This window comes from Pseudomonas sp. EA_15y_Pfl1_P101 (assembly GCF_963970835.1).
Classification (GTDB): domain Bacteria; phylum Pseudomonadota; class Gammaproteobacteria; order Pseudomonadales; family Pseudomonadaceae; genus Aquipseudomonas; species Aquipseudomonas tritici.
Map to the genome: position 1 here is coordinate 14,866 of NZ_CAXAPA010000026.1, position 22,771 is coordinate 37,636.

Below are 22,771 nucleotides of genomic sequence, written 5' to 3' on the forward strand. Positions count from 1 at the left end.
CTGCTATGCCTCTATCAACGCCGCAGCGCCGGCTTTCAAAAAAAGAATCGAGATCATGCAAGAGAAAACCTACCAACTGCTGGAAATCGCCGACGGCAAGCCGATCAAACTCTGGACCCAGGGCGTGCCCGTCGAACCCGAGGCCCGCCAGCAACTGATGAATACCGCCAAGATGCCGTTTATCTTCAAGCACCTTGCGGTGATGCCGGATGTGCACTTGGGCAAGGGGTCGACCATCGGCAGCGTGATCCCCACCGTGGGCGCAATCATCCCGGCAGCGGTGGGCGTGGATATTGGCTGCGGCATGATCGCCGCGCGTACCACGCTGACCGCCAGCGACTTGCCCGACAACCTCCATGGCCTGCGGTGCGCCATCGAGGCCGCCGTACCCCATGGCCGCACTCGCAGCCGTAAAGGCCGCGACAAAGGTGCATGGGAAGACGTGCCGGCCCAGGCCGATCAGGCATGGACGGCGTTGCACCCGCGCTTCAAGGCGATCACTGACAAGTACCCGCAACTGGAACGCAGTAACAACCGCCAGCACCTCGGCACCCTGGGCGGCGGCAACCACTTTGTCGAGGTGTGCCTGGATGAAGCCAACCGTGTCTGGTTCATGTTGCACAGCGGTTCGCGTGGCGTGGGTAACGCCATCGGCAACCTGTTTATCCAGTTGGCCCAGGCGGACATGCAGCAACACCTGGCGAATTTGCCGGACCGCGACCTGGCGTATTTCGAAGAGGGCAGCCAGCACTTCGATGACTACGTGGAAGCGGTGGGCTGGGCTCAGGATTTCGCCCGGCAGAACCGCGAGTTGATGATGCGCGCGGTGGTCCAGGCCACACGCCAGGTGATCAGCAAGCCATTTGAAGTGGCGCTGGAAGCGGTGAACTGTCATCACAACTACGTGCAGAAAGAGCGGCACTTTGGCGAAGATATTTTGGTGACGCGCAAGGGCGCGGTGTCGGCGAAGAAGGGCGAGCTGGGGATTATTCCGGGCTCCATGGGCGCCAAAAGCTTCATCGTGCGTGGACTGGGCAACGAAGAGTCGTTCTGCTCGTGCAGCCACGGCGCCGGCCGCACCATGAGCCGTACCAAGGCGAAGAACACCTTCACCCTGGCCGACCAGATCCGCGCGACGGCCCATGTGGAGTGCCGCAAGGACGCCGATGTGATCGATGAAATTCCGATGGCCTACAAGGACATCGACCAAGTCATGCACGCCCAGCGCGAGCTGGTGGAAGTGCTGCACACCTTGCGTCAAGTGGTGTGCGTCAAAGGATAAGAGGGGGAATAGAGATGGAAAGGGAAGAACGCCACCCATTGAGCGACGCCATGCGCGCGCGAGTGCTTCAGGAGCTGGAGCGCATAGAGCGTGAGCGCAATGTGACGGTACTGTATGCCTGCGAATCCGGCAGCCGGGCCTGGGGTTTTGCCTCCACCGACAGCGACTACGATGTGCGTTTTGTCTACGTGGAAAAACCTGACTGGTTCATGCAGGTGGATACGCCGCGCGACGTGATCGAACGCCCGTTGGATGACGAGTTGGATGTGAGCGGCTGGGAGTTGCGCAAGACCTTGGGCCTGCTGCGCAAATCCAACCCCACGCTGCTGGAATGGCTTGATTCGCCGCTGGTGTATCGCCAGGAGGCCGAGGCCACGGCGCAATTGCGTGCCCTGGCCGAGGCGTTCTACAGCCCGCCGGCGGCGCGCAATCATTACCTTTCGATGGCCAAGAAGAATTTTCGCGGCTATCTGCAAGGCGACACGGTGCGGTTCAAGAAGTACTTCTACGTGCTGCGGCCGTTGCTGGCAGTGCGTTGGATCGACCTGGGGCTGGGGCGGCCGCCGATGACCTTCGCCGATTTGTTGAGCACAGTGGATGACGCACAACTGCTTGATGAGGTCGCAACCCTGCTGGTGTTGAAACGCAATGCCGGGGAAGCGGCCTACGGGCCACGGCGCCCGGCGTTGCACGCCTACATACAGCGTGAACTGGAACGCGAAGTGCCGGTATTGCCACGCACTCATGAAGACGCCCAACAACTGGACCACTACCTGCGGGACACGGTCAAACGCTTTGCTTAAGGATAGATATGAAACAGGACCTCATTGAACTCGACGGCGCCATCGGCGGTGGCCAGGTACTGCGCAGCGGGCTCAGCTTGTCGATGGTGACCGGGTTGACCCTGCGCATCAAAAACATCCGCGCCAAGCGCAGTCGGCCAGGCTTGATGCGTCAACACCTGACCGCCGTGCTGGCGGCGGCGCAGGTCTGTGGTGCCAAGGTGCAAGGTGCTGAACTGGGCTCGCAAACACTGGTGTTCGAACCCGGGCCGATTCAAGGGGGCGAATACCGGTTTTCCATTGGCACGGCCGGCAGTTGCACCCTGGTGCTGCAGACCTTGTTGCCGGCATTGCTGCGCGCCCCCACGGCCAGCCGCGTGACGATCTGCGGCGGCACCCATAACCCGCTGGCACCGCCGGTGGACTTTCTGCAGCGCGCCTGGCTTCCATTGTTGCAGCGTATGGGCGCGCGCATCGAATTGAGCCTGAACCGCTACGGGTTTGTACCGGCTGGCGGTGGTGAGTTAGAGGCGTTTATCCAACCCAGTGAGCTGATGCCGCTGCAGTTGATGCAGCGCGGAGAACTGCTCGCAGCCCGCGCGGTAACCCTTAACGCAGGGTTGCCCGCCCAAGTGAGCGAGCGCCAGTTCAAGCGCGTGCGCCAGCGTCTATCGTTTGCGGACACGCAACTGTTCCCGGTCGAGATTGACCCGCAACAGGGCCCAGGCAATGTGCTGATGCTGGAGTTCGTCCACGAGCATGTCACCGAAATATTCAGTGCCTTTGGCATGGCCAAGGTGCGCGCCGAAACGGTGGCCGACCAAGCTATCGACCAGGCCAGTGAGTGGCGAGGCACCGACACGGCAGTAGGCGAACACCTGGCCGATCAGTTGCTGTTGCCAATGGCACTGGCGGGTGGCGGCCGTTTCACCACGCCGCACATGAGCGAGCATTTGCACAGCAACATGCTGGTGATCCAGCGCTTCCTGCCGGTGGTGATCGAGAGTCACGTGCTGGAGACGGGTGGCTTGAAGGTCGAGTGCCGAGCGCGCTAGAGATTCTCCGACGTCACAATCTGCGGCGGTATAAGCACCCGATGCCGCACCGGATCGAACCCTTCGGCGCTCTGCAACGCCACCATCAACGCCACCAATGCCGCGGCCGTCCGCCCCGGCTGCGAGTCCATCACTACATCAATCAAACCCTGGCTCAGCGCCTGGCGCGACAGCTCGGTGGACTCCTGCAGGATGCAACACAGCGCCGGGCGCTTGGGCAGCTGTGCCAGGGCGCTGATGATGCCATCACCGCCGCCGCCCACCACACACAGCCCGCGCAGGTCGCTGTGACGGCTGATCAAGTCGAGGGTGGCTTCTTCGGTGATGTCGCAGTTATCCAGGTTGATCAGCGGCTCCAACGGCTTGAGCCCCGGCGCGTGCTCGGCGAGGTAGCTGTGCAGGCCTTCGACCCGTGCCTGGTGGCCGAGAAAGCGGTGGCCGCCGAGCAAGATCCCCACGCTGCCTTTGCGTGCGCCGCAGGTACGGGCGAGCAACCAGCCCATGGTGCGGCCGACCACGTGGTTGTCCTGGCCCACATAGGGCTCCTCGGCGTGTTCGTGGATATCCGAAAGCAGGGCGACCACCGGCACGCCGGCTGCGCGGATCTGCGCCAGGCAGGCGTTGATCATTGGGTGGGCAAAACTGACCACCGCGAGGCTATCGCACTGCACGGCCAACTGTTCGATTTGCGCGACGATGGCGCTGGGCGTGCGATCGATGATGTATTCGAACTGGCACGTAAGGTTGGCACCGGCATGCTGCTCGGCTGCATCGCTGATGGCACGGGCCAGGTTGGCGTAGAACGCCTGGGCGGTGCCCAGCAACAGGATGCCTAGGCGGTAGGTCGGGCGCCGTTCGCGAATGCGCTGGCCAATCAGCCGCGCGGCAAAGTAACCCACGGCTTCGGCGGCCTGGAACACCTGTTCGGCGGTGTCGGGATTGACCGGCGCACGCGCATTCAATACGCGGTCGACGGTGGCCACACTCAGCCCGGCCTGGGCGGCAACGGTGGCAATGGTTGGGCGTTTATTGTTGTTCATGACAAGCCCCTTGAGCGTCTTGATAGAAAACTATCAAGCCCCGCTGGGCCTGGATGATAGCTTGATAGGGAATGGATTCAAGGCCTTGAGGGTGATTTAGGCGTTCTCTATCGTGGGTTTCACACAGCACCTGAAACCACCCGCTTGCGGAGAACAATAACAATGCCTGAACACACCGCTCATCCCGCCCGGCGCGACTACAGCCTCACCGGCCCCGAAGCCGCCCGCGCCTTTGATAAAGGCCTGGTCTCGGCCAGTTGGTATCAGTCGCCGGTTTCCCGAAAACGCATGAAAGCACTGATGCAGCGTCGCGACGGCCCGGCCTTGCTCGACACTGCCATTTGGGTGACCGCGCTGTTCGCCACTGGTTTTGGCGGCTACTGGTTCTGGGGCACCTGGGCCTGCGTGCCGTTCTTCCTGGCCTATGGCGTGCTGTACGGCACCGCGTCCAACCCGCGCTGGCACGAAACCGGCCATGGCACGGCGTTCAAAACCCGTTGGATGAATGACGTGCTGTACCAGGTTGCAAGCTTTATGTGCATCTTCGAGCCCCATGTGTGGCGTTGGAGCCATGCCCGTCATCACACCGACACCATCGTCGTCGGTCGCGACCCTGAGATTGTCGAGCCGCGCCCACCGCGCTTCTCGATGATGTTCTTGAGCCTGTTCAATGTGCCCTTGGCCTGGAAGACGTTCAGCGGCGTGGCGCGCCATACCGTCGGCAAGATGAGTGCCCAGGAGGCAGACTTTATCCCCGAGTCCGAATGGCCCAAGGTGTTCCGCGCGGCGCGTATCTGGGTCGGCATCTACGCGGTGGTCATCGGCACCGCCTTGTACCTGCACAGCTGGCTGCCGCTGATGCTGATTGGCCTGCCGAGTATCTACGGTGCCTGGCTGGGCTATATTTTCGGCCTCACTCAACACGTGGGCCTGGCCGAGGATGTGCTCGACCACCGCAGCAACTGCCGCACCATTTATATGAACCGTGTGCTGCGCTTTATCTACATGGACATGAACTACCACCTCGAACACCACATGTACCCGATGGTGCCGTATCACGCCCTGGCGCAATTGCACGAAGAAATACGCGGCGACTGCCCGGCGCCCTACACCGATCTGTTCGAGGCGTACAAGGAAATCCTGCCGACCATCTGGAAGCAGCGCAGCGACCCCAACCATTTCGTTCAGCGCCCGATACGCCCGCGTGCCGAACCGGCCGCCAATGCCCCCGTGCATGCAGAAGCCACTGCCGGCTGAACGCCTTCCAAGAACAAGAGAAAACGCCATGAACGATCAATGGATCGACGTCTGCGCCGTGGGCGAAATAGACGAAGAAGACGTGCTGCGCTTCGACCACGGGCCGCACACCTACGCGGTGTATCGCTCGGCCGACAATGAATTTTTTGCCACCGCGGGGCTGTGCACCCATGAGAAAATTCACTTGGCCGACGGCCTCGTGATGGACCACATCATCGAGTGCCCCAAGCACAACGGGCGCTTCGATTACCGCACCGGCAAGGCCCTGGGTGCGCCAGTGTGCGTCAACCTCAAGACCTACCCGGTGCGGGTCGAAGCGGGGCGGGTATTGCTCGCCGTCACGGCGTGATGATGAACGACGCTCTGATTATCGTTGGTGCCGGCCATGCCGGTGGCCGTGCGGCGCTGACCTTGCGCGAAGAAGGTTATACCGGGCGGCTGATCCTGATCGGCGATGAGCCGCACGTGCCCTACGAGCGGCCGCCGCTGTCCAAAGGCCTGTTGCAGGGCACAGCGGATTTGGCCGGGTGCAGCCTGTGCGACAGCGCGCGGCTGGCCGAGCTGGATATTGAGCATATCGCCGGTAATCCGGTGGCTCGCTTGGCGCCGCAACACCATCGCCTGCAACTCGCCGACGGCCAGTGGCTGCCGTATGCCGGTCTGCTGTTGGCCACCGGCGGCAGGGCACGACGATTGCCTCAGGCGCAGGCCAATGTACTTTACCTGCGCACCCACGATGAGGCGCTGGCCTTGCGCAGTGCCCTGAACCCCGGCACGCGGCTGGTGGTGGTGGGTGGCGGGTTTATCGGGCTGGAAGTGGCGGCGACAGCACGCGGCCTGGGTTGTGAGGTGACGGTGCTGGAAGCCGGACCGCGCCTGGCGGGCCGGGTGTTGCCGGCGGTTATCTCCCAAGCGCTGCTGGATTTGCATCGTCGCCAAGGGGTGGATGTGCGTTTGAACGTGGCGCTGGAGTCCATCCAGGCCGACGCCGTGCTGTTGGTGGACGGGCAGCGGTTGCCCTGCGACTGGGTGGTGGTCGGCATCGGCATGCAGCCCAACATCGAACTGGCCACGGCGGCGGGGCTGGACGTGGGGCAGGGCATTCGCGTCGATACGTACCTGCGCGCCAGCGCACCGGACATCTATGCCGCTGGCGATGTGTGCGAATTCCGCCTGGACGGCCTGTACCAACGCCAGGAAACCTGGCGCAATGCCGAAGCCCAAGGGCGGCATGCGGCGCTGAATATGTTGGGGCGCAATGTGCCGTTCGAGGCGCTCCCCGGTTTCTGGTCCGATCAGTACGATTGGGGGGTGCAGACCGTGGGTGTGATCACGCCGCTTACGGTCAGTCGGCCATTGCCGGGCGGCGGCTTGCTGCTGTTCTACCTGGATGCCGATCACCATCTGCAAGGTGCGTGCGGATGGGCGCCAGGCAACAGTGCGGCCAAGGACATCAAGCTGTGCGAACGCCTGATCTGCGCATGCACCCCGCTCAACGCGACCAGCCTGGCCGACCCCGAGCTGTCCCTCAAACACATCCTGCGAGGCTGATATGCGCCAATTCCTGGTGTTCCAATCCCTGTGGGCCATGCAAACCGAGCCCGGCCCCCTCGAAGCCCAACTCGAGCGCATCAAAGCCGCCGGTTTCGACGGCATCACCGACCATTACTTCAAGCCCGCCGACGTCTCGCGCCTGCACGCCGCCGCCACGGCCAGGGGCTTGCAGATCGAAGGCCAGCTGTTCCCGCAGTCGGTGGATGATCTGGCGGCCGCACTGGACGTAATCAGCCGCTACGGCTGCCACCACCTCACCCTGCAAGCCGACGTGCGCCCGCGCACTCAAACCGAGGCCGCACGGTTGGTCGAAGGCTGGCAGCGCCTGGCCGAGCAGGTGGACTTTCCGGTGCTGCTGGAAACCCATCGTTATCGGCTCACCAACGATCTGTTGTTCACCCTCGACCTGCTGGCACAGATGCCCGATTTGAAGCTGCTGGCCGACCTGTCCCACTACGTGGTCGGGCGTGAGTTGCCCGAGCCCGTTACTGCTGAAGATGACGAGCAGATCCGCACGATCCTGCGTCACAGCTGGGGCTTTCACGGCCGCGTGGCCAGCAGTGAACAGGTGCAGGTGTCGCTGGACTTTCCCCAGCATCAAGCCTGGGTACAGCGTTTTACCGAGTGGTGGCGCTACGGGATCGAAGACTGGCTGGCACGGTCCGATACGCCGCAAAGCCTGAGCTTCACCTGCGAACTGGGCCCGCCGCCCTATGCGATCACCGGCGCGGATGGGCGTGAAATCAGTGATCGCTGGGCGGAGGCGCTGAAGCTGCAGGCGTTGATTCGGCAGGTGTGGCACAGCTGTCAGTGATGACCTTGTACCCCCTCAGCAAAGGAACGCGATCTTCAAAACAAAGCAATTCCAGTGTGGGAGCGGGCTTGCTCGCGAAAGCGGTGTGTCAGTCACTGAATGAGTTGGCTGACACACCGCATTCGCGAGCAAGCCTCCCACATTAGTTTTGCGGTGGTTTGCAAATAGCGTCAGTTCAACTCAGCAACCCGGTACTCACCGCCACAATCAGGAACACCCCCAGCAGCGCGCGATAAATCACGAACGGCCAGGTGGAGAATCGCTCCAAAAACTTCATCAGGCCCCAGATCGCAAAAAACGCCGAGATGCTCGCCACCACCAAACCAAAGATCAAATGCGGCCAGGCATGGGCCGGCATATCGGCATGCAGCAGCACCCACAGTTCTTTCAAACCGGCGAGGGCGATGGCGGGCAGGCCCAGCAGGAAAGAAAAGCGCGCCGCTTCCTCACGTTTGAAGTTGAGATACAGTGCCGCCGTCAGGGTGGAGCCGGAGCGCGACACCCCTGGAATCAACGCGCCAATCTGCGCCACTCCCACGATCAACGCATCCCGCAGGCGCATTTCACTCACCTCCCGGGTGTGGCGTGCACGGACGTCCGCCACTGCCATCAGCACCGCCATGACCACGCAGGAAATCCCGATCACCATCAGCCCACGCAACGGCGAGTTGCAGGCATTCAAGGTCGAAGACAACGCCAGGCCGGCGATGCCGATAGGAATGGTCGCCAGCACAATCGCCACCGCCAGCTTGAACCACCGGTCGTAGTAGTCACCCCGGCGCACCGCGCTGATGCTGCCGGTGGTCACTTGGCGTACATCGCGCCAGAAATAACTGACCACCGCGGCCAGTGCCGCCAACTGCATGGCTGCGGAAAACGCCGAGCCGGGGTCTTGCCAGCCGAGCAGGGCTGGTACTACGCGCATATGGGCGGTGGACGACACCGGCAGCAGTTCGGTAATGCCCTGGATCACGCCCAGGATGAAGATCTGCAGGTAGTCCAGGGAGGCAAAACCTACATCCAGGCCGGCGGTACAGACGTTTGTCAAAATACATGTCCTTGAAAAAGAGCGGCAATTTCGCGGAGTTTATTCGAAATGTTTCAAGGTCTCGGAAGGGGCAATGCCTTTTTGCATTCGGTTCAGCAAGTAGAAAGGTTGGCCACGCTATTGGACTGTGCTCAGGTTTTGTGAACAATGGCGCCCTGCGTTTTTTCACTGAGGGTCCCATGCCTGAAACCACCGTCGAATTGATCCAGACCGGCCCTGAAGAAGCCGAGCTGATCCGCAATCTCTACCAGTATTACGCCTATGAATCCTCGGACTGGGAACAGGAAGATGTCGAGGCGGACGGCCGTTTCTACATTCACGACGAACACCTGGCCCGCTATTGGCAAGACCCGCAATGGAGCGCCAACCTGCTGCTGGTCGATGGCTACATCGCCGGTTTCCTGCTGATCGAAGGCAGCGAACTGCCGGGTATCCACGCTCTGGAACTGGCTGACCTGTTCATCCTCAAGCGCTATCGGCGCAAAGGCATCGGCCGTGCCATCGCCAGCCAGGTGCTGTGCAGCGGCGAGGCGGATTGGCTGGTGCGCTTTTACGACCAGGATGAAGTGTCCCAGGCGTTCTGGCGCAGGGTGCTGGACAACCTGCCGCGCCCGGTACAGGCGATTGAGTTGGCGGATGATCCGCAGTTGGTGAGTTACCTGGTGACACGCGCGGTGTTGCACTAAGCGCGAGGTTGAACTTAAAGCAGGGGGGGGGCGCCTCAGAGGCTTGTCGGTCAAAATGGTGTTCACCCCCCGTGGCAGCGGCATCTACGCCGTGCGTAATGCGTTCTGCCTGAACGACCCCAATGGCACGGTGACCATCCGTGACCTGAACACTGGGGAAGCACTCAGCAGCGAAAGCCTTTACCACTGCCGCTAGACGCTCTAGCTCCTGAACAACGCCTGCTGCATCGCCTGCGGCGGCTGCCCGAACGCCCTGAGAAACGCCTGGCGCATGCGTTCGCGGTCACCAAACCCGGTCTCACGGGCCACCACTTCCACGGGATGACGACTGGTTTCCATCATCGCCCGCGCGGCCTCTACGCGCAGGGACTCGATGGCCTTGGCCGGCGTTTGCCCGGTTTCTTCGCGAAACACCCGGCTGAACTGGCGTGGACTGAGCCGGGCAACATCGGCCAGGGCTTCCACCGAGAGATCATGGGTCAGGTTCTCACGGGCATAGGCCAGGGCCAGTTGTACGCGGTCTGACTTGGGGTCCAGTTCCAACAGCGCCGACAACTGCGATTGTTCACTGCCCCGACGTTGGGCGATCACCAGCTTGCGTGCAATGCGTCGCGCGAGGTCGCTGCCCAGGTCGTTCTCCACCATCGCCAACGCCAAGTCCACACCGGCGCTCATGCCGGCGCCGGTCCACACCTGGCCGTCGACGATGAACAGCTTGTCTTCTTCCAGGCGGATATCCGGATAGCGCTTGCGAAAGGCCGGCGCGTGAATCCAATGGGTGGTGGTGCGCTTGCCCTCCAGCAAGCCGGCTTCTGCCAGCACGAAGATGCCCATGCACAACGAGGCGACGCGTCGCGATTGGGCCGAGGCGGCCTTGACCAGTTCCAGCAGGTTCGCTTCCGGCAGGCGAAACTCCAGGTAGCCGCTGACGATCAGCGTGTCGTAGCCCTGCGGCCGGATCGGTAGGGTATTCACCGAGAACCCCTGGGAGGTCATCACCGCGCCGCCACTTTCCGACACCAGGTGAAACTCATAGGCCGGCTCGCCGCGCAGCAGGTTTGCGCACTCGAACACCGAGCCCAGGCTGAGGCTCAGGGATTGGAAGTTCGGGTAAACCATCAGCGCAACGCTGTGCATCGCATGTCTCCAGAAGCGTGGTAGGGGGGGATTGTCGGTGGCTGCCGGGAAAACGGCAACCGACTTTGCCGCATGTCCGGAATCCTTGCGGATCTGACATTGTGCGCGTTTTACCCGGCCCCTAACATTCACCCAACGAACGAGACGACTGGTCTAATCGGACGGGATGAAAAATGAGCCGCGAAACTAAAAGTGCAAGGCAGACGATTCTGGAAAGTGCGCAGCCGATTGTGGGCGCCAAAGGATTTTCTGCGGTGGGATTGAACGAAATACTTCAAGCCGCCGATGTGCCTAAAGGCTCGTTCTATCACTACTTCAACTCTAAAGATGCGTTCGGGGTGGTATTGCTCGATACCTATTTCGACAACTACTTGAACGCTATGGAACAGCTGTTCAATCAGCCGGACTTAACCCCGCACGCCAAGTTGATGCGCTATTGGCACAGCTGGATCGACAACCAGACCGGCGGCACCGACGCAGGCAAATGCCTTGCCGTCAAACTGGGTGCAGAGGTGTCAGACCTTTCAGAACCGATGCGCCTGGCCCTGCAGCGCGGCACCGCACGCACTATTGCGTTGCTCGCAATTGCCTTGCAACGCGGCATCGAAGACGGCTCGCTGAAGGTTGCGCAACACCCTGAAAGCCTGGCCCAGCGCCTGTATGCGTTGTGGCTGGGGACCAGCGTCATGAGCAAGATCACCCGTACTTGCGCGCCGTTCGACGAGGCGCTGTGGCTGACCCGACACCTGTTGGGCTGTCCTGAACACACTGACACTCACACCTATCGAGGCACTGGAAAATGAAAGTATTAATGGTACTGACCTCTCACGACCAGCTTGGCGATACCGGGCGCAAGACCGGCTTCTGGCTCGAAGAATTTGCTGCACCCTATTACGCGTTCAAGGACGCTGGCGCCGAAGTGGTACTGGCATCCCCGGCCGGCGGTCAACCGCCGCTGGACCCGGTGAGCGACCAGCCGGACGCCCAGACTGAACAGACCCACCGCTTCGCCGCCGATCCGGCTGCACAGCAGGCCCTGGCCAACACACTGAAACTGGAAACCGTCAACGCCGACGCCTTCGACACCGTGTTTTACCCAGGCGGCCACGGCCCGCTGTGGGACCTGGCGGAGTCACCGGTCTCGATTGCCCTGATCGAGTCCTTCGAACGCGCTGGCAAACCGATCGGTTTTGTCTGCCACGCACCGGGCGCGCTGCGTCACGTCAAGGCGGTCAATGGCGACCCGTTGATCAAGGGCCGTCGCGTCACCGGGTTCTCCAACTCGGAAGAAGCGGCGGTGGAGTTGACCGACGTGGTGCCGTTCCTGATTGAAGATGAGTTCAAGAAACTCGGCGGCCATTACGAGAAGGGCGCCGATTGGCATTCCTTTGTCATCACAGATGGCCTGTTGGTCACTGGGCAAAACCCTGGCAGTTCCAGCGATGTGGCCAAAGCCCTGCTCACACTCACCGCTTAACTAAATAAACCGCTGTATTCATTGGCGACTTTTATAAGTCGCCAATGCTTTAGCACGTCCGCAATTTGGAAAGCCTTACATGACTGACACTGTACTAAGTACCCCGGTAAAACTGGGTCACCACACGTTAAACAACCGTATCGTCCTGCCGCCGTTGACGCGCCAGCGCAGCGCCCAGCCCGGCGATATCGCCACCGACTTGATGGCCGAGTATTACCGCCAGCGTGCCACGGCTGGTTTCATGGTCAGCGAAGGCACGCAGATCGAGCCGCGTGGCCAGGGTTATGCGTGGACGCCGGGCATTTACACCCCGGCGCAGATCGACGGCTGGCGCAAAGTCACCGACGCGGTGCACGCCGAAGGCGGGGTGATCTTTGCCCAGTTGTGGCACGTTGGCCGGGTCTCGCATAACGCGTTGCAGCCAGACGGCGCCGCACCTGTCGCGCCGTCGGCGATCCAGGCGCAGCAGGCCAAGGCCTTTATCGAAACCGGTCCTGGCGTGGGTGAGCTGAAGCAGCCGCCGGTACCGCGTGCTTTGAGCGCTCTTGAGGTCGAAGAGTTGGTCGGGCACTACGCCCAGGCCGCACGCAATGCACTGGATGCCGGGTTTGACGGGGTGGAAATCCATTCGGCGAATGGGTACCTGGTCAACCAGTTCATCTCGGCCCACGCCAATCAGCGTGACGATGAATACGGCGGCTCACTGCACAATCGCCTGCGCTTCCTGCGTGAAATCGTTGAGGCCGTGAGCGCCGTGGTTGGGCCGGAGCGTCTGGGTGTGCGCTTCTCGCCCTTGTTCAGTGGCACTGATCAGGATCGCGTGTACATCGGCCTGGTGGAAGAAGACCCGCATCACACCTATATCGAAGCGATCAAGGTGTTGGAGGAGTCAGGCATCGCCTATGTGTCCATCGCTGAAGCCGACTGGGACAACGCCCCAGTGTTGCCAGACACTTTCCGTGAAGCGGTGCGCAGCACCTTCAGTGGTCGCATCATCTACGCTGGCCGCTACACCGCTGAACGCGGCGCTGCTCTGGTAGAAGCGGGGTTGGCGGACTTGATCGCATTCGGGCGGCCATTCATTGCCAACCCGGACCTGCCGCAACGGATTTTCAATGGGTGGCCGCTGAACCCGCTGAAGGCTGAGGGGCTTTACGGTGGGACGCAAGCCGGATACATCGACTACCCGGTGTACGCCGAGTAGCCCTGCGAAGGTGATCCATGTGGGCGCTGGCTTGCCTGCGATAGCTATGTGTCAGACGACCAGGATCGAGTGTATATCCGTTATTTAGGTAACGGCCACTTAGGGTTCCGCTCTTACAGCGGGTCACTTTTGGCAAACGCCCCAAAAGTAACCAAAAGGTCTTCGCCCCACCACTCGGCACCTCGCTTAGGCTCGGTGTGCCAGAACGCAGGCTTGAATCCGTGGGCCGCCGCAATGGGCCATCCTTGGCCCAGTGCGGCTAACCCGGCGTCCTGCCGGGTTACCTACGGATTCAAGCCTGCGTTCGGCCAGCGTGGTTGACGGGGCGCCTCAGATCAAAATCAAAAGCCAGGCGGCCTGACAGCCGACCTAGATTCTGTGTCGAACTCAGTTCAACGTGGGAGCTGGCTTGCCTGCGATAGCATCGACTCGGTTCAACTGAATGACCAAGGTGTCTGCATCGCAGGCAAGTCGAATCGTCGTACCGCAGCTCCCACACTGGATCTTCACAGGGCCAGGATCAGCGTCACTCCACCCGCAACACAATCTTCCCGATATGGTCCCCACCCTCCATCCGCGCATGCGCCTGGGCGGCGTCGGTGTAGGCGTACACCTTGTCGATGATCGGCAGGCACCGCCCGGCGGCCAGTACCGGCCAGATGTATTCGCGCAGTTGTTCGGCGATGGCAGCTTTTTCTTCTTTACTGCGTGCCCGCAGGAGTGAGCCGGTAATCACCGCGCGTTTGCCGAGAATGCTCAGCAGGTCGACGTCATTGGCCTTGGCGCCGCCGAGGAAGCCCAGCATCACCAAGTGACCGTCCATGGCCAAGGCCTTGAGGTTGTTGTTGAGGTAGGAGGCTCCCATGATGTCGAGGATCACATCGACGCCCTGGTTGTCGGTCTGCTGCGCGATGACTTCGGCAAAATCCTGCTCGCGATAATTGATAGGTTCAGCGCCCAGCTTGGCAATCGCGGCACATTTTTCGGCGCTGCCAGCGGTGGCAAACGCCTGGATGCCAAACTCGCGGCACAGCATCAAAGCGGTGGTGCCGATGCCGCTGGTGCCGCCGTGGATCAGCACGCGCTGACCGGTGTGCGCATCGCCAAGGCCGAACAGGTTGGCCCACACGGTGAAGAACGTTTCCGGTACGGCGGCGGCTTGAATCCAGTCCATACCCTCAGGGATCGGCAAGGCCTGGCCGGCCGGCACGCTGCAAAATTGCGCGTAACCACCGCCGTTGGTCAGGGCACAAACCTTGTCGCCCACCTGGTATTCGCTCACGCCTTCACCCAGCGCCACCACTTCACCGGCCACTTCCAGCCCGGGGATCGGGCTGAAGCCGGGTTTCATCGGGTATTTGCCGGCGCGTTGCAGGGCGTCGGGGCGGTTGACCCCGGCGGCATGCACGCGGATTAGGATTTCGCCGGGGCCGGCGACAGGCACATCGGCCTGGCGCGGTTGCAGCACTTCAGGCCCGCCAGGGGTGGTGATTTCGATCAGGGTCATTTCTTGAGGAAGCGTCATTTCAGATTACCTGCAGCGATGAGCGTATGAGGTGGGACCGTACCGAGCGGTCGACGGTTCAGCAGGATCATGCCCAGTTCCAGTGCCAATGCGACCACAATGGCCCCGGCGGCGATCATGAACAACAGCGCATGCTGCCCGCCACTGCGGTTGAACAGTGCCGAATAGGCAAACCCGGACCGCGCCTGGAACGTCGCGAAGGACACCGTGGCGCGGCTCCATGCCACTTGTTGCTGGTGATGGTTGGGCAGCAACTCATGCACCCGCGCCAGTGCCAGCGGCGCGATGCCCGGCGGGAAGGAACCGAGGATCACCGCGAGCGCCGCCAGGGCGGTAAACGAGCCGGCAAACGGCAGCAAGCCGAGCGCAATCGCCTGCACCACCAGCGCCACGCGAATACTCAAGCGGGCCCCGAGTTTATCGGCGAGGAACCCTTAAGTCACCGGCCCCACAATCGCGCCCAGGCCGTACATTACCCAGATCATCGCGCCGATGTGCGCGCCGTCTCCCAGGCCACGGGCCACGTAATCCACCAGGAACACCATCGCCGGCACCAAGCCCGCCGCCATAAAAGCGTATTGGGCGAACAACAGGTACACGCCAGAAGGTGTCGCTGCGCAAGTGTCTGCTCGTGCCGGTGCCTCATGCAGCTTACCGCTGGGCCAGGCGAACCAGCTCGCAACCGCGGCCCTCAGTTCAAGCCTGCTGTGCGCCGCTCTATTGCTGCGGGCATCGGCATCGGCGAAATCCCGGTGTACACCGGCGAACGTGACGGGCTGGTACGCCTGTGGCCCGACCGCACGCGGCCCTTGCCGTATGACGTGTGGCTGGTGACCCACGCCGATCTGCGCCACACCGCGCGAGTGCGGGTGGTGATCGATGAAATCGTCGCGGCATTTGCCGGTACGGGGGAGTGAGGTCAGCACAGGCTTGCAAGCAGGCGGATGGCACCGTTGACACAATCGACGTTTGTCTCGACCAACAGAGAGCACGTATGAACGAATCAAAACAACAGGACCTGGGGTTGTTGTTTCTACGGGGCAGCGGGGCGCTGTTCCTGCTGTGGGTGCACGGTTTGCCGAAACTGTTGAACTACAGCGAGCAGTTGAAGCTGATCGAGGACCCGTTTCACTTGGGCGCTCACATCACGCTGCTGCTGGCGATATTTGCCGAGGTGCTGTGCCCGCTGCTGATCATTGCCGGGGTGCTGGTGCGCCTGGCGTGCCTGCCGATCCTGGCGGTGCTGTTGATTGCCATGCGGGTGGTGCACCCGGAGTGGACGTTGCTGGAAGGGCAATTCGGCTGGCTGCTGTTGATCATTTTCAGCAGCGTGTTGATCGCAGGGCCTGGGCGTCTGGTCGTGAGCCAACGTTTCTCCTGAGCAAAAAAAGGCCGGGCAAGCCCGGCCGAAATAAGGAGAGGGTGGTTCAGGTGTTTCAGCGTGTCAGGAACGCCAGCAGGTCTTCATTCAAGGCCTGGGCATGGGTCACGGCGAACCCGTGTGGTGCGTCCTTGTAGACCTTCAGCTCGGCGCCTTTGATCGAAGCCGCGGCGGCTTTGCCGGTGGTTTCGAACGGTACGATCTGGTCGCCGTCACCGTGGATGACCAGGGTCGGCACGTCAATCTTGGCCATGTCAGGGCGGAAGTCGGTTTCGGAGAAGGCGGTCACGCAATCCACGGTCGATTTCAGCGACGCCAGCATTGCCACCTGCAGGGTCTGGGTCAGCACCCCTTCGGAGACTGTCTGGCCCTTGTTGATACCAAAAAACGGCGTGTTGAAATCGCTGATAAATTGCGCGCGATCCTTCAACAGCCCGGCCTTGATGCCATCGAACACTTCAGTCGGCACGCCCTGCGGGAAATCCGGTTTCTGGCCGAACAGCGGTGTCACCGCCCCCAGCAGTACCAGGCCGCCGACGCGGGCGCTGCCGTGGCGAGCGATATAGCGCGCGACGTCGCCGCCGCCCATGGAAAAGCCCACCAGGGTCACGTCCTTGAGGTCCAGGTGTTCGATCAACTGCGCGATATCGTCGGCGAAGGTGTTGTAGTCGTTACCGGTCCATGGCTGGTCCGAGCGCCCGAAGCCACGACGGTCAAACGCGATGGTGCGAAAACCACGGCTGCTCAGGTATTCCATCTGGTATTCCCACATGTCGGCATCCAGCGGCCAGCCGTGGCTGAACAGCACGGGCTTACCGCTGCCCCAATCCTTGAAGTAGATCTGGGTACCGTCTTTGGCAACGAATGTGCTCATGGAAAACTCCTTGATGTATAGGCTGGAAAACTCAGGATCACTATTGCCCTTAAGCGTTTCGAGGGCTTGTACGGGTGTGCTTGCTTGGGATTACCAACTGAACTTGAGCTCGACCCCCAGGTAATTGCTGTCATCACCGCCTGCATCGCGCAGGGTCTGGCCGACGTCGTAGTGCACGGCTTCGACGGCGCCGGTGAGGTTGGGGCTGAACACATAGTCAGTGCGCAGTTGCGCGTAGGCGCCGGTCCAGCGATCACCGCTGCCAGCGGTGCCGGCCACCGGCAGGTTGGGCTGGGTGTACACCGCATCGCTGGTGGTTTGCCGCCAGAGCAGGCCGATGGCCGTTTGCACGCTGAGCTTGTCGAACGGTTTGACGGTGATCGACGGCTTGACGTGAATCAGGTTGCTGTAACCGGTGTAGCCCGCCAGGGAAAAGTAGTAGCCGTTGGGAAACAGCGGATTGAATGTGCCAACAGTGCCATCCCCGGTTTTACGGTCGCCCGAGGCGATGTCCAGTTGCAGGCCGAGGCGCGGCGTCCAGGCCAGGCTGTCAAAGGTGTAGCCGGTGCGACTGCCAGCGGCCCAGGCGCGGATATCCTTGTTGCCCACCGAGCCACTTTGCAGCATCGCTTCGACGTCCCAGTCAAAGCCCATGGCCGCGCCGCCCAGGCGGGCGTCGAACAGGTGGCGGGTTTCGTCGCCGTCCGCGTCCAGGTAGTGCGCCGCGCCGCGTTCATACACGCCGTAGTAGGCTGACAGCTCGTTTTTACCGCCCACCAGCCGCTCGACCCGCACCATGTGGAAGCGTGCCTCACTATTGGATTTGTCGTCGAAGTGCCGCCCGTCCTGATACTGCACCGGCTGGCTGGCAATCCCGATAAAGCGCCAGTTGCTCGTCTCCCAGTCGGCCCACAGGGCATCGAAGGATTGCCGCACATTCGGGCCTTCCCGCGATGAGATGAAGCGCTGCAAGTCGAAAGCGAAATCCTGGCGCCCGACACGTGCTTTCAGCGTGCCGCTGCTGAAGGCATTGACGTATTCGGCAAAGGCCAGGCGCAGGTCGACGTGGTTCTGGTCGGCGCCGCCGATCGTCGTCTTGTCATACGCGTGCACGTCTTCAAGCTGGGTGAACACCCGCCAGTTTTCGTTCAGGTGCAGGTCGGCATGCACCTGGAAACGTTGGATCAAGTAGCGATCACGCTTCACATCGCGCACGCCAAAACCACTGGCATCGTTCATCTCGAAGCGCTCGCGTAACGTGGCGCCCAGGGACAAGTAGGTGAACGGGTTGGCACCTGACAATGGGATGTACTTCCAATTGTCCAACGGCTGCGTGCGCAGCGCCGGGTTTTGCAGGACCGACCAGTCTTCCTGCCAACGGTTGGCCTTGATGGTCGGGCGTGTCGCTTGTTCATCGGCGTGGACGCCGCCGGCGAGCAGCGGCCACAGCACGGCCAGGCCCCAGCCTGTGCGACGCTTCATTTTGCCGCGTTGAGCTGGTGAATCTCCGCGACATAGCCGCCCGGGAACTCGATCAATGCGCTGCGACGGCCTTTGCTGTCAAAGGCGGGCACCAGCACTGTGGCGCCGGAGCCGGTGGCCTTGCCCAGCGTCGCCTTCAGGTCAGCCACTTGATAGCCGGTGGTTTCATGGCCAAAGGGGTAGGGCAGTTGGCCGTTGGTGACCAGCACCGCCATGCGCCCGAACGGCGACTCGATGTCGACACGGCGGTAGCTGCCACTGGCTTGACCGATATCCACCCCAGGCGCGTGCTTGTCATCGGCCAGGACTTTGCCGTGGGAAAAACCCAGGAACGACTTGATAAAGCGGTCGGCACGGTCGGCACTGAGGTACACGCGGTTTTCCGGTACGGTCTGGAACGCGGCGTAATCCGGGGTCTTGGTGTGCCAATAGAGCTGCATATTCACGCCGCCTGGCCACTGCACCACGGCGTCACGTCCGATCGGGTCGGGGAAGTCGCTGACGATCACCGCCGCACCGTTTTCCCGGGCGGCCTTGAGCGCTACGTCCATGTCCTTGACCAGGTAACCGTTGCGCTCCTGGCCGAACGGGTGCGGGATCGGTGTGGTGAAGCCAAACAACGACACCGTGCCCGCCGGGGTCTGCAGCAATTGCGAGGTGGTGCTGCTCGGCACCGGCAACACATTCACCACCACCTGGGCCGTGCTTTTGCCGCCAAAAGTGGCCAGGAAGCTCTGGGCAAAACGGTCGACATCGGCCGGCGCCACATAGACGTGGCTGGTGTCATATTGCGGGGCCACCGCTACCGTGGGTGTTGCCGCCAAGGCACTGCCCATCATGGCCGCGGCCAGCAACGTGACAGCCAGCGATACCGTCCTCACTTTTTTACACATGCCCACTCTCCAGCGTCTTGAGAAAGTCAGGAGCTTAGGGGCCGCGCAGTGACGCGGATTGTATGGACGTGCTCGGTTGAACGATTCAGCGTCTATGCTGGTCATCTGACTTCCAGCATCCGATCACACAGGTGAACGAAATGGCCAAGACCTACAGCTACGCCGCCCAGAACGCCAAGGATTCCCTCAAGCCCTTTACCTTCGAGCGCCGCGCGCCGGGGGCGGATGATGTACAGATCGACATTCTCTATTGCGGGGTCTGCCACTCCGACCTGCACACCGCCCGCAACGAATGGAACAACACCCTGTACCCCTCCGTGCCTGGCCATGAAATCGTCGGCCGTGTTACGGCGGTAGGCGCCAATGTGCAGAAGTTCAACGTCGGTGATTTGGCCGGTGTCGGCTGCATGGTCGACAGCTGCCAGCATTGTGCGTCCTGCGCCGAAGGCGAGGAGCAGTACTGCGAGAGCGGCTTTACCGGTACCTACAACGGCCCGGTATTCGGCGGCGAAAACACCTTCGGCGGCTACTCCGACAGCATCGTGGTCAAGGAGAAGTTCGTGCTGCACATCTCCCACGACGCTTCCAACCTGGCCGCCGTGGCGCCGTTGCTGTGCGCGGGCATCACCACCTATTCGCCGCTGCACCACTGGAAGGTTGGCCCCGGCAAAAAGGTCGGTGTGGTTGGCCTGGGTGGGCTTGGGCATATGGCGGTGAAGATCGCCCACGCCATGGGCGCACACGTCACGCTGTTCACCACCTCACCCAACAAACGCGAAGACGGCCTGCGCCTGGGTGCCGATCATGTGGTGGTGTCGAAGAACCCGGATGAAATGGCCGCAGTCGCCAACAGCCTGGATTTCATCCTCAACACCGTCGCCGCACCGCACAACCTCGATGCCTTCCTCAGCCTGCTCAAGCGTGACGGCACCATGACCCTGGTCGGCGCCCCCGACAGCCCGCACCCGTCGCCAACCGTATTCAACCTGATCTTCAAGCGCCGCAGCCTGGCGGGTTCGTTGATTGGCGGCATCCAGGAGACCCAGGACATGCTGGACTTCTGCGCCAAGCACGGGATTGTGTCGGACGTGGAGATGATCGATATCCAGGGCATCAACGAGGCCTATGAGCGGATGCTCAAGGGTGATGTGAAGTATCGGTTTGTGATTGATATGGAGAGTTTGAAGAAAGAAAGCCACGCGGCCTGAGACACGCTGCAAGTCCAAACTGTGCGAGCGGCGGTTCGACGCTTCGACTTGCTCACGAATGCGGTGGATCAGTCAAATCATCAGTGACTGACACTCTGCATTCGCGAGCAAGCCCGCACACCGAGCCTAGGTGAGGTGCCGAGTGGTGGGGCAAGAGCCCTTTGGTTACTTTGGGGCTCTTTTCCAAAGTGACTCGCCGTAAGAGCGAAACCAATAGCAGCCATTACCGCAGGAATGGATATGTACTCATTCCAACCCAAGCACCTGGTCGGCCCAAAGGCCGCCTCGTAAACAAGCTCCCTCCCACATTTGTTACCTGTGTACTCAGACAATTTCTAACGGCTCAAGGCCGCTGCGGTTTCACCGACGTACCGAAGGTGTTGCCCATTCGCACACTGGTCGCCGCCGGGGTGGCTAAACCGACCTTATTGGGCAGGCGCTTTTCGATGGAAATATTCTGCGCCTCGCGGTTTTTTTGCGTCGCCTTTGTTGCATTCGTGTCATTACCCATCTGGTGGCTAAGGCAGCCATAGTCAGGCGCCTTATAGCCATCCACCGTGACCTCTGCGCAATTATCGGCATGGGCAACCAAGGGCAGGACGGCGCACAGCAACAGGCTGGCGAGGGTTGGTAGCACGTTCATCAGGGCCTCCTGGCGGGCCCGAAGGAGTGGGCCGGTAAGGCTGCAAAGTGTAGTGCAGCTGGCTTCTCGTCACCGTGATGTTTTTTTTGCTATCACCGTAACATCAGATTCATAAACTGGCCTCAGGATGACGGTTTTCTAGGGCGCGTCGGCCGTGCAGCGATGCAAAGCAGGGGGTGAACAGGGAGCCTGGAGGCGCGCGGCATGCGCCCTGGTCTTGCTGTTGCTGCTGGCCGCTGGTCGTACGGCACTGGCAGAGTCACCCCTGCTGTCGTTGGACCTGCCTGCGCAGGACCTGGAGCACGCACTGCAAGCCTACAGCCGCGCCATCGGGATGGCGGTGCTGGTGGACCGCGAGTTGACGCGGGGCCGGCGCTCCATTGGGGTGCGCGGGCGCTTTACGGCGCAAGAGGCGCTGGCGATGTTGCTGACAGGGAGTGGCCTGATGGCACGTTATGCACGCAGCGATGCGTTTACCTTGCAGACACCGCAGGTCAGCCAGCCGCCCACCCAGGGTGCGGCGGCACGCAGCGCCGCGCGGATCAACAACAGCTACGCGACGGCGTTGCAACAAGCCATCGAAACCAGCCTGTGCCGTTCGCCGCTGACCCGGCCCGGTAGTTTTCGCGCGCTGGTGCAGGTATGGGTCAACCCCGACGGGGTGATTGAACACAGTCGGCTGGTCAGTTCCACCGGCGATGAACAACGCGATGAAGCACTGGTGCGCCGCCTGAGTGCGGCCCGGGTCGAACGCCCGGCACCGAGCTCACTGCGCCAACCGGTGACTTTACTTTTGATGCCCGACACAACAGGAACGCGCATGGAATGCACAGTAGCGAAAGGAGCCTCGGGCGGATGAAAAATACCGGGCACAGTCCGATGGTCAGCTTGTTCCTGGCCTCCTACGAAGACTTCAAGGTGCGTTTGCGCAAGCGCCTGGGTTCGGAGGACCTGGCCAACGACGTGCTGCACGAAACCTACCTGCGGGTCGACCGCATGGACGTGCCGCCGAACCTGCAACAACCCAACGCCTACCTGTACCGCATGGCCTTGAACATCGCCGCCGACCGCCGCCAGGCCGACGCGCGTCTGCTCACCGGCAGCGAGGTGGAGGAACTGTTGCAAAGCGCCGACGAAGCCCAGGACCCGTCGCGGGTGGTGGGCGGCCAGAAAGAAATCCAATCCCTGGTCAAGGCCCTCTACGAACTGCCGGCACGCCGCCGCAAGATCCTCATCGCCGCGCGCTTGGAAGAAGCCCCGCACCTGGAAATTTCCCAGCGTTTCGGTATCTCCACGCGCATGGTCGAGAAGGAAATCAAGGCTGCTCTGGGCCACTGTGCCAAGCGCCTTGAAAGAAAAGTGATTCAGCGGTTCGGTCCCGGGGCCGGAAAACCGTCTTAGTGTCGAGTCCCTGATAAATCCGTGAGTA

At 61.7% G+C, this 22,771-nt stretch carries 24 protein-coding genes and 2 pseudogenes; 17 read left to right on the top strand and 9 right to left on the bottom strand.

Annotation, left to right across the window (positions count from 1 at the left end):
• The first annotated feature begins 55 nt into the window (after positions 1–55).
• From AACY36_RS27085 to rtcA, 3 genes are read left to right on the top strand one after another with little or no spacing between them, the layout of a single operon-like run.
• The gene (locus AACY36_RS27085; RefSeq protein ID WP_339428122.1) at positions 56–1,282 is read left to right on the top strand and encodes an RtcB family protein; all 1,227 of its coding nucleotides are present in this window, start codon (positions 56–58) and stop codon (positions 1,280–1,282) included.
• 14 nt (positions 1,283–1,296) lie between these two features.
• Positions 1,297–2,085, top strand: a complete 789-nt coding sequence (locus AACY36_RS27090; RefSeq protein ID WP_339419717.1) for a nucleotidyltransferase domain-containing protein — start codon at positions 1,297–1,299, stop codon at positions 2,083–2,085.
• A gap of 8 nt (positions 2,086–2,093) precedes the next feature.
• On the top strand, positions 2,094–3,119 hold the full coding sequence (gene rtcA, locus AACY36_RS27095) for an RNA 3'-terminal phosphate cyclase (RefSeq protein ID WP_339419718.1): 1,026 nt from the start codon (positions 2,094–2,096) through the stop codon (positions 3,117–3,119).
• Here the strand turns inward: rtcA and AACY36_RS27100 are convergent.
• On the bottom strand, positions 3,116–4,159 hold the full coding sequence (locus AACY36_RS27100; protein ID WP_339419719.1) for a substrate-binding domain-containing protein: 1,044 nt from the start codon (positions 4,157–4,159) through the stop codon (positions 3,116–3,118). The genes rtcA and AACY36_RS27100 overlap by 4 nt on opposite strands.
• A 162-nt stretch (positions 4,160–4,321) precedes the next feature.
• Here AACY36_RS27100 and AACY36_RS27105 point away from each other — a divergent pair, with 162 nt between their 5' ends.
• The 4 genes from AACY36_RS27105 to AACY36_RS27120 are packed head-to-tail and all read left to right on the top strand — an operon-like array spanning position 4,322 to position 7,784.
• Entirely contained in the window at positions 4,322–5,416 is a 1,095-nt protein-coding gene (locus tag AACY36_RS27105; RefSeq protein ID WP_339419720.1) for a fatty acid desaturase family protein, read from the top strand.
• Positions 5,417–5,444: 28 nt separating this feature from the next.
• Positions 5,445–5,765, top strand: coding sequence for a MocE family 2Fe-2S type ferredoxin (locus tag AACY36_RS27110; RefSeq protein WP_339419721.1), 321 nt, complete (start codon positions 5,445–5,447; stop codon positions 5,763–5,765).
• 2 nt (positions 5,766–5,767) lie between these two features.
• A complete protein-coding gene (locus AACY36_RS27115) occupies positions 5,768–6,967 on the top strand; it encodes an NAD(P)/FAD-dependent oxidoreductase (protein WP_339419722.1) in 1,200 nt (399 codons plus the stop codon).
• Between the two features lies 1 nt (position 6,968).
• Complete coding sequence (locus AACY36_RS27120) at positions 6,969–7,784, top strand: sugar phosphate isomerase/epimerase family protein (protein ID WP_339419723.1); 816 nt, start codon at positions 6,969–6,971, stop codon at positions 7,782–7,784.
• Positions 7,785–7,959: 175 nt separating this feature from the next.
• On the opposite strand, the gene AACY36_RS27125 is transcribed toward AACY36_RS27120, so the two are convergent.
• Positions 7,960–8,832 carry an undecaprenyl-diphosphate phosphatase gene (locus AACY36_RS27125; protein WP_339419724.1) on the bottom strand — a complete coding sequence of 291 codons (873 nt, stop codon included), beginning with the start codon at positions 8,830–8,832 and terminating at the stop codon, positions 7,960–7,962.
• A gap of 179 nt (positions 8,833–9,011) precedes the next feature.
• On the opposite strand from AACY36_RS27125, the gene AACY36_RS27130 reads away from it, so the two are divergent.
• Together AACY36_RS27130 and AACY36_RS27135 are read left to right on the top strand one after the other, a co-directional pair.
• Positions 9,012–9,518: a GNAT family N-acetyltransferase gene (locus AACY36_RS27130; RefSeq protein WP_339419726.1), complete on the top strand. Its 507-nt coding sequence runs from the start codon at positions 9,012–9,014 to the stop codon at positions 9,516–9,518.
• A gap of 43 nt (positions 9,519–9,561) precedes the next feature.
• A complete protein-coding gene (locus tag AACY36_RS27135) occupies positions 9,562–9,714 on the top strand; it encodes a hypothetical protein (protein ID WP_339419728.1) in 153 nt (50 codons plus the stop codon).
• 5 nt (positions 9,715–9,719) lie between these two features.
• Here the strand turns inward: AACY36_RS27135 and AACY36_RS27140 are convergent, their stop codons facing one another.
• A complete protein-coding gene (locus AACY36_RS27140; protein WP_339419730.1) occupies positions 9,720–10,655 on the bottom strand; it encodes a GlxA family transcriptional regulator in 936 nt (311 codons plus the stop codon).
• Positions 10,656–10,828: 173 nt separating this feature from the next.
• On the opposite strand from AACY36_RS27140, the gene AACY36_RS27145 reads away from it, so the two are divergent.
• The 3 genes from AACY36_RS27145 (at position 10,829) to AACY36_RS27155 (ending at position 13,336) form a co-directional block, all read left to right on the top strand.
• A complete protein-coding gene (locus AACY36_RS27145) occupies positions 10,829–11,458 on the top strand; it encodes a TetR/AcrR family transcriptional regulator (RefSeq protein ID WP_339419732.1) in 630 nt (209 codons plus the stop codon).
• Positions 11,455–12,132: a type 1 glutamine amidotransferase domain-containing protein gene (locus AACY36_RS27150; RefSeq protein ID WP_339419734.1), complete on the top strand. Its 678-nt coding sequence runs from the start codon at positions 11,455–11,457 to the stop codon at positions 12,130–12,132. Before AACY36_RS27145 ends, AACY36_RS27150 begins: the two co-directional genes overlap by 4 nt.
• A 79-nt stretch (positions 12,133–12,211) precedes the next feature.
• A complete protein-coding gene (locus tag AACY36_RS27155; RefSeq protein WP_339419736.1) occupies positions 12,212–13,336 on the top strand; it encodes an alkene reductase in 1,125 nt (374 codons plus the stop codon).
• A gap of 526 nt (positions 13,337–13,862) precedes the next feature.
• On the opposite strand, the gene AACY36_RS27160 is transcribed toward AACY36_RS27155, so the two are convergent.
• Together AACY36_RS27160 and AACY36_RS27165 are read right to left on the bottom strand one after the other, a co-directional pair.
• Positions 13,863–14,861, bottom strand: coding sequence for an NAD(P)H-quinone oxidoreductase (locus AACY36_RS27160; RefSeq protein ID WP_339419737.1), 999 nt, complete (start codon positions 14,859–14,861; stop codon positions 13,863–13,865).
• A pseudogene (locus AACY36_RS27165) lies at positions 14,858–15,547 on the bottom strand (YbfB/YjiJ family MFS transporter); the annotation flags it as partial. The pseudogene AACY36_RS27165 and the gene AACY36_RS27160, both read right to left, overlap by 4 nt.
• On the opposite strand from AACY36_RS27165, the pseudogene AACY36_RS27170 reads away from it, so the two are divergent.
• A pseudogene (locus AACY36_RS27170) lies at positions 15,546–15,778 on the top strand (LysR substrate-binding domain-containing protein); the annotation flags it as partial. The pseudogenes AACY36_RS27165 and AACY36_RS27170 sit on opposite strands and share 2 nt — an antisense overlap.
• Before the next feature lie 77 nt (positions 15,779–15,855).
• Positions 15,856–16,242 carry a DoxX family protein gene (locus AACY36_RS27175; protein WP_339419739.1) on the top strand — a complete coding sequence of 129 codons (387 nt, stop codon included), beginning with the start codon at positions 15,856–15,858 and terminating at the stop codon, positions 16,240–16,242.
• A 55-nt stretch (positions 16,243–16,297) separates the two neighbouring features.
• Here AACY36_RS27175 and AACY36_RS27180 read toward each other — a convergent pair whose 3' ends face one another.
• The 3 genes from AACY36_RS27180 to AACY36_RS27190 all read right to left on the bottom strand — a co-directional run bounded on the left by AACY36_RS27180 (position 16,298) and on the right by AACY36_RS27190 (position 19,491).
• Entirely contained in the window at positions 16,298–17,116 is an 819-nt protein-coding gene (locus AACY36_RS27180) for an alpha/beta fold hydrolase (protein ID WP_339419741.1), read from the bottom strand.
• A 90-nt stretch (positions 17,117–17,206) separates the two neighbouring features.
• The gene (locus AACY36_RS27185) at positions 17,207–18,598 is read right to left on the bottom strand and encodes an alginate export family protein (RefSeq protein WP_339419742.1); all 1,392 of its coding nucleotides are present in this window, start codon (positions 18,596–18,598) and stop codon (positions 17,207–17,209) included.
• Entirely contained in the window at positions 18,595–19,491 is an 897-nt protein-coding gene (locus AACY36_RS27190) for a VOC family protein (protein WP_339419744.1), read from the bottom strand. Before AACY36_RS27190 ends, AACY36_RS27185 begins: the two co-directional genes overlap by 4 nt.
• 140 nt (positions 19,492–19,631) lie before the next feature.
• On the opposite strand from AACY36_RS27190, the gene AACY36_RS27195 reads away from it, so the two are divergent.
• On the top strand, positions 19,632–20,699 hold the full coding sequence (locus tag AACY36_RS27195; RefSeq protein ID WP_339438984.1) for an NAD(P)-dependent alcohol dehydrogenase: 1,068 nt from the start codon (positions 19,632–19,634) through the stop codon (positions 20,697–20,699).
• 343 nt (positions 20,700–21,042) lie between these two features.
• Here AACY36_RS27195 and AACY36_RS27200 read toward each other — a convergent pair whose 3' ends face one another.
• Positions 21,043–21,342 carry a hypothetical protein gene (locus AACY36_RS27200; protein ID WP_339419748.1) on the bottom strand — a complete coding sequence of 100 codons (300 nt, stop codon included), beginning with the start codon at positions 21,340–21,342 and terminating at the stop codon, positions 21,043–21,045.
• Between the two features lie 217 nt (positions 21,343–21,559).
• On the opposite strand from AACY36_RS27200, the gene AACY36_RS27205 reads away from it, so the two are divergent.
• Positions 21,560–22,201 (top strand): TonB family protein, encoded by a 642-nt coding sequence (locus tag AACY36_RS27205; RefSeq protein ID WP_339497743.1) that lies wholly within the window; start codon positions 21,560–21,562, stop codon positions 22,199–22,201.
• Positions 22,198–22,743 (top strand): RNA polymerase sigma factor, encoded by a 546-nt coding sequence (locus AACY36_RS27210; protein WP_065876202.1) that lies wholly within the window; start codon positions 22,198–22,200, stop codon positions 22,741–22,743. Before AACY36_RS27205 ends, AACY36_RS27210 begins: the two co-directional genes overlap by 4 nt.
• Positions 22,744–22,771: the final 28 nt, after the last annotated feature.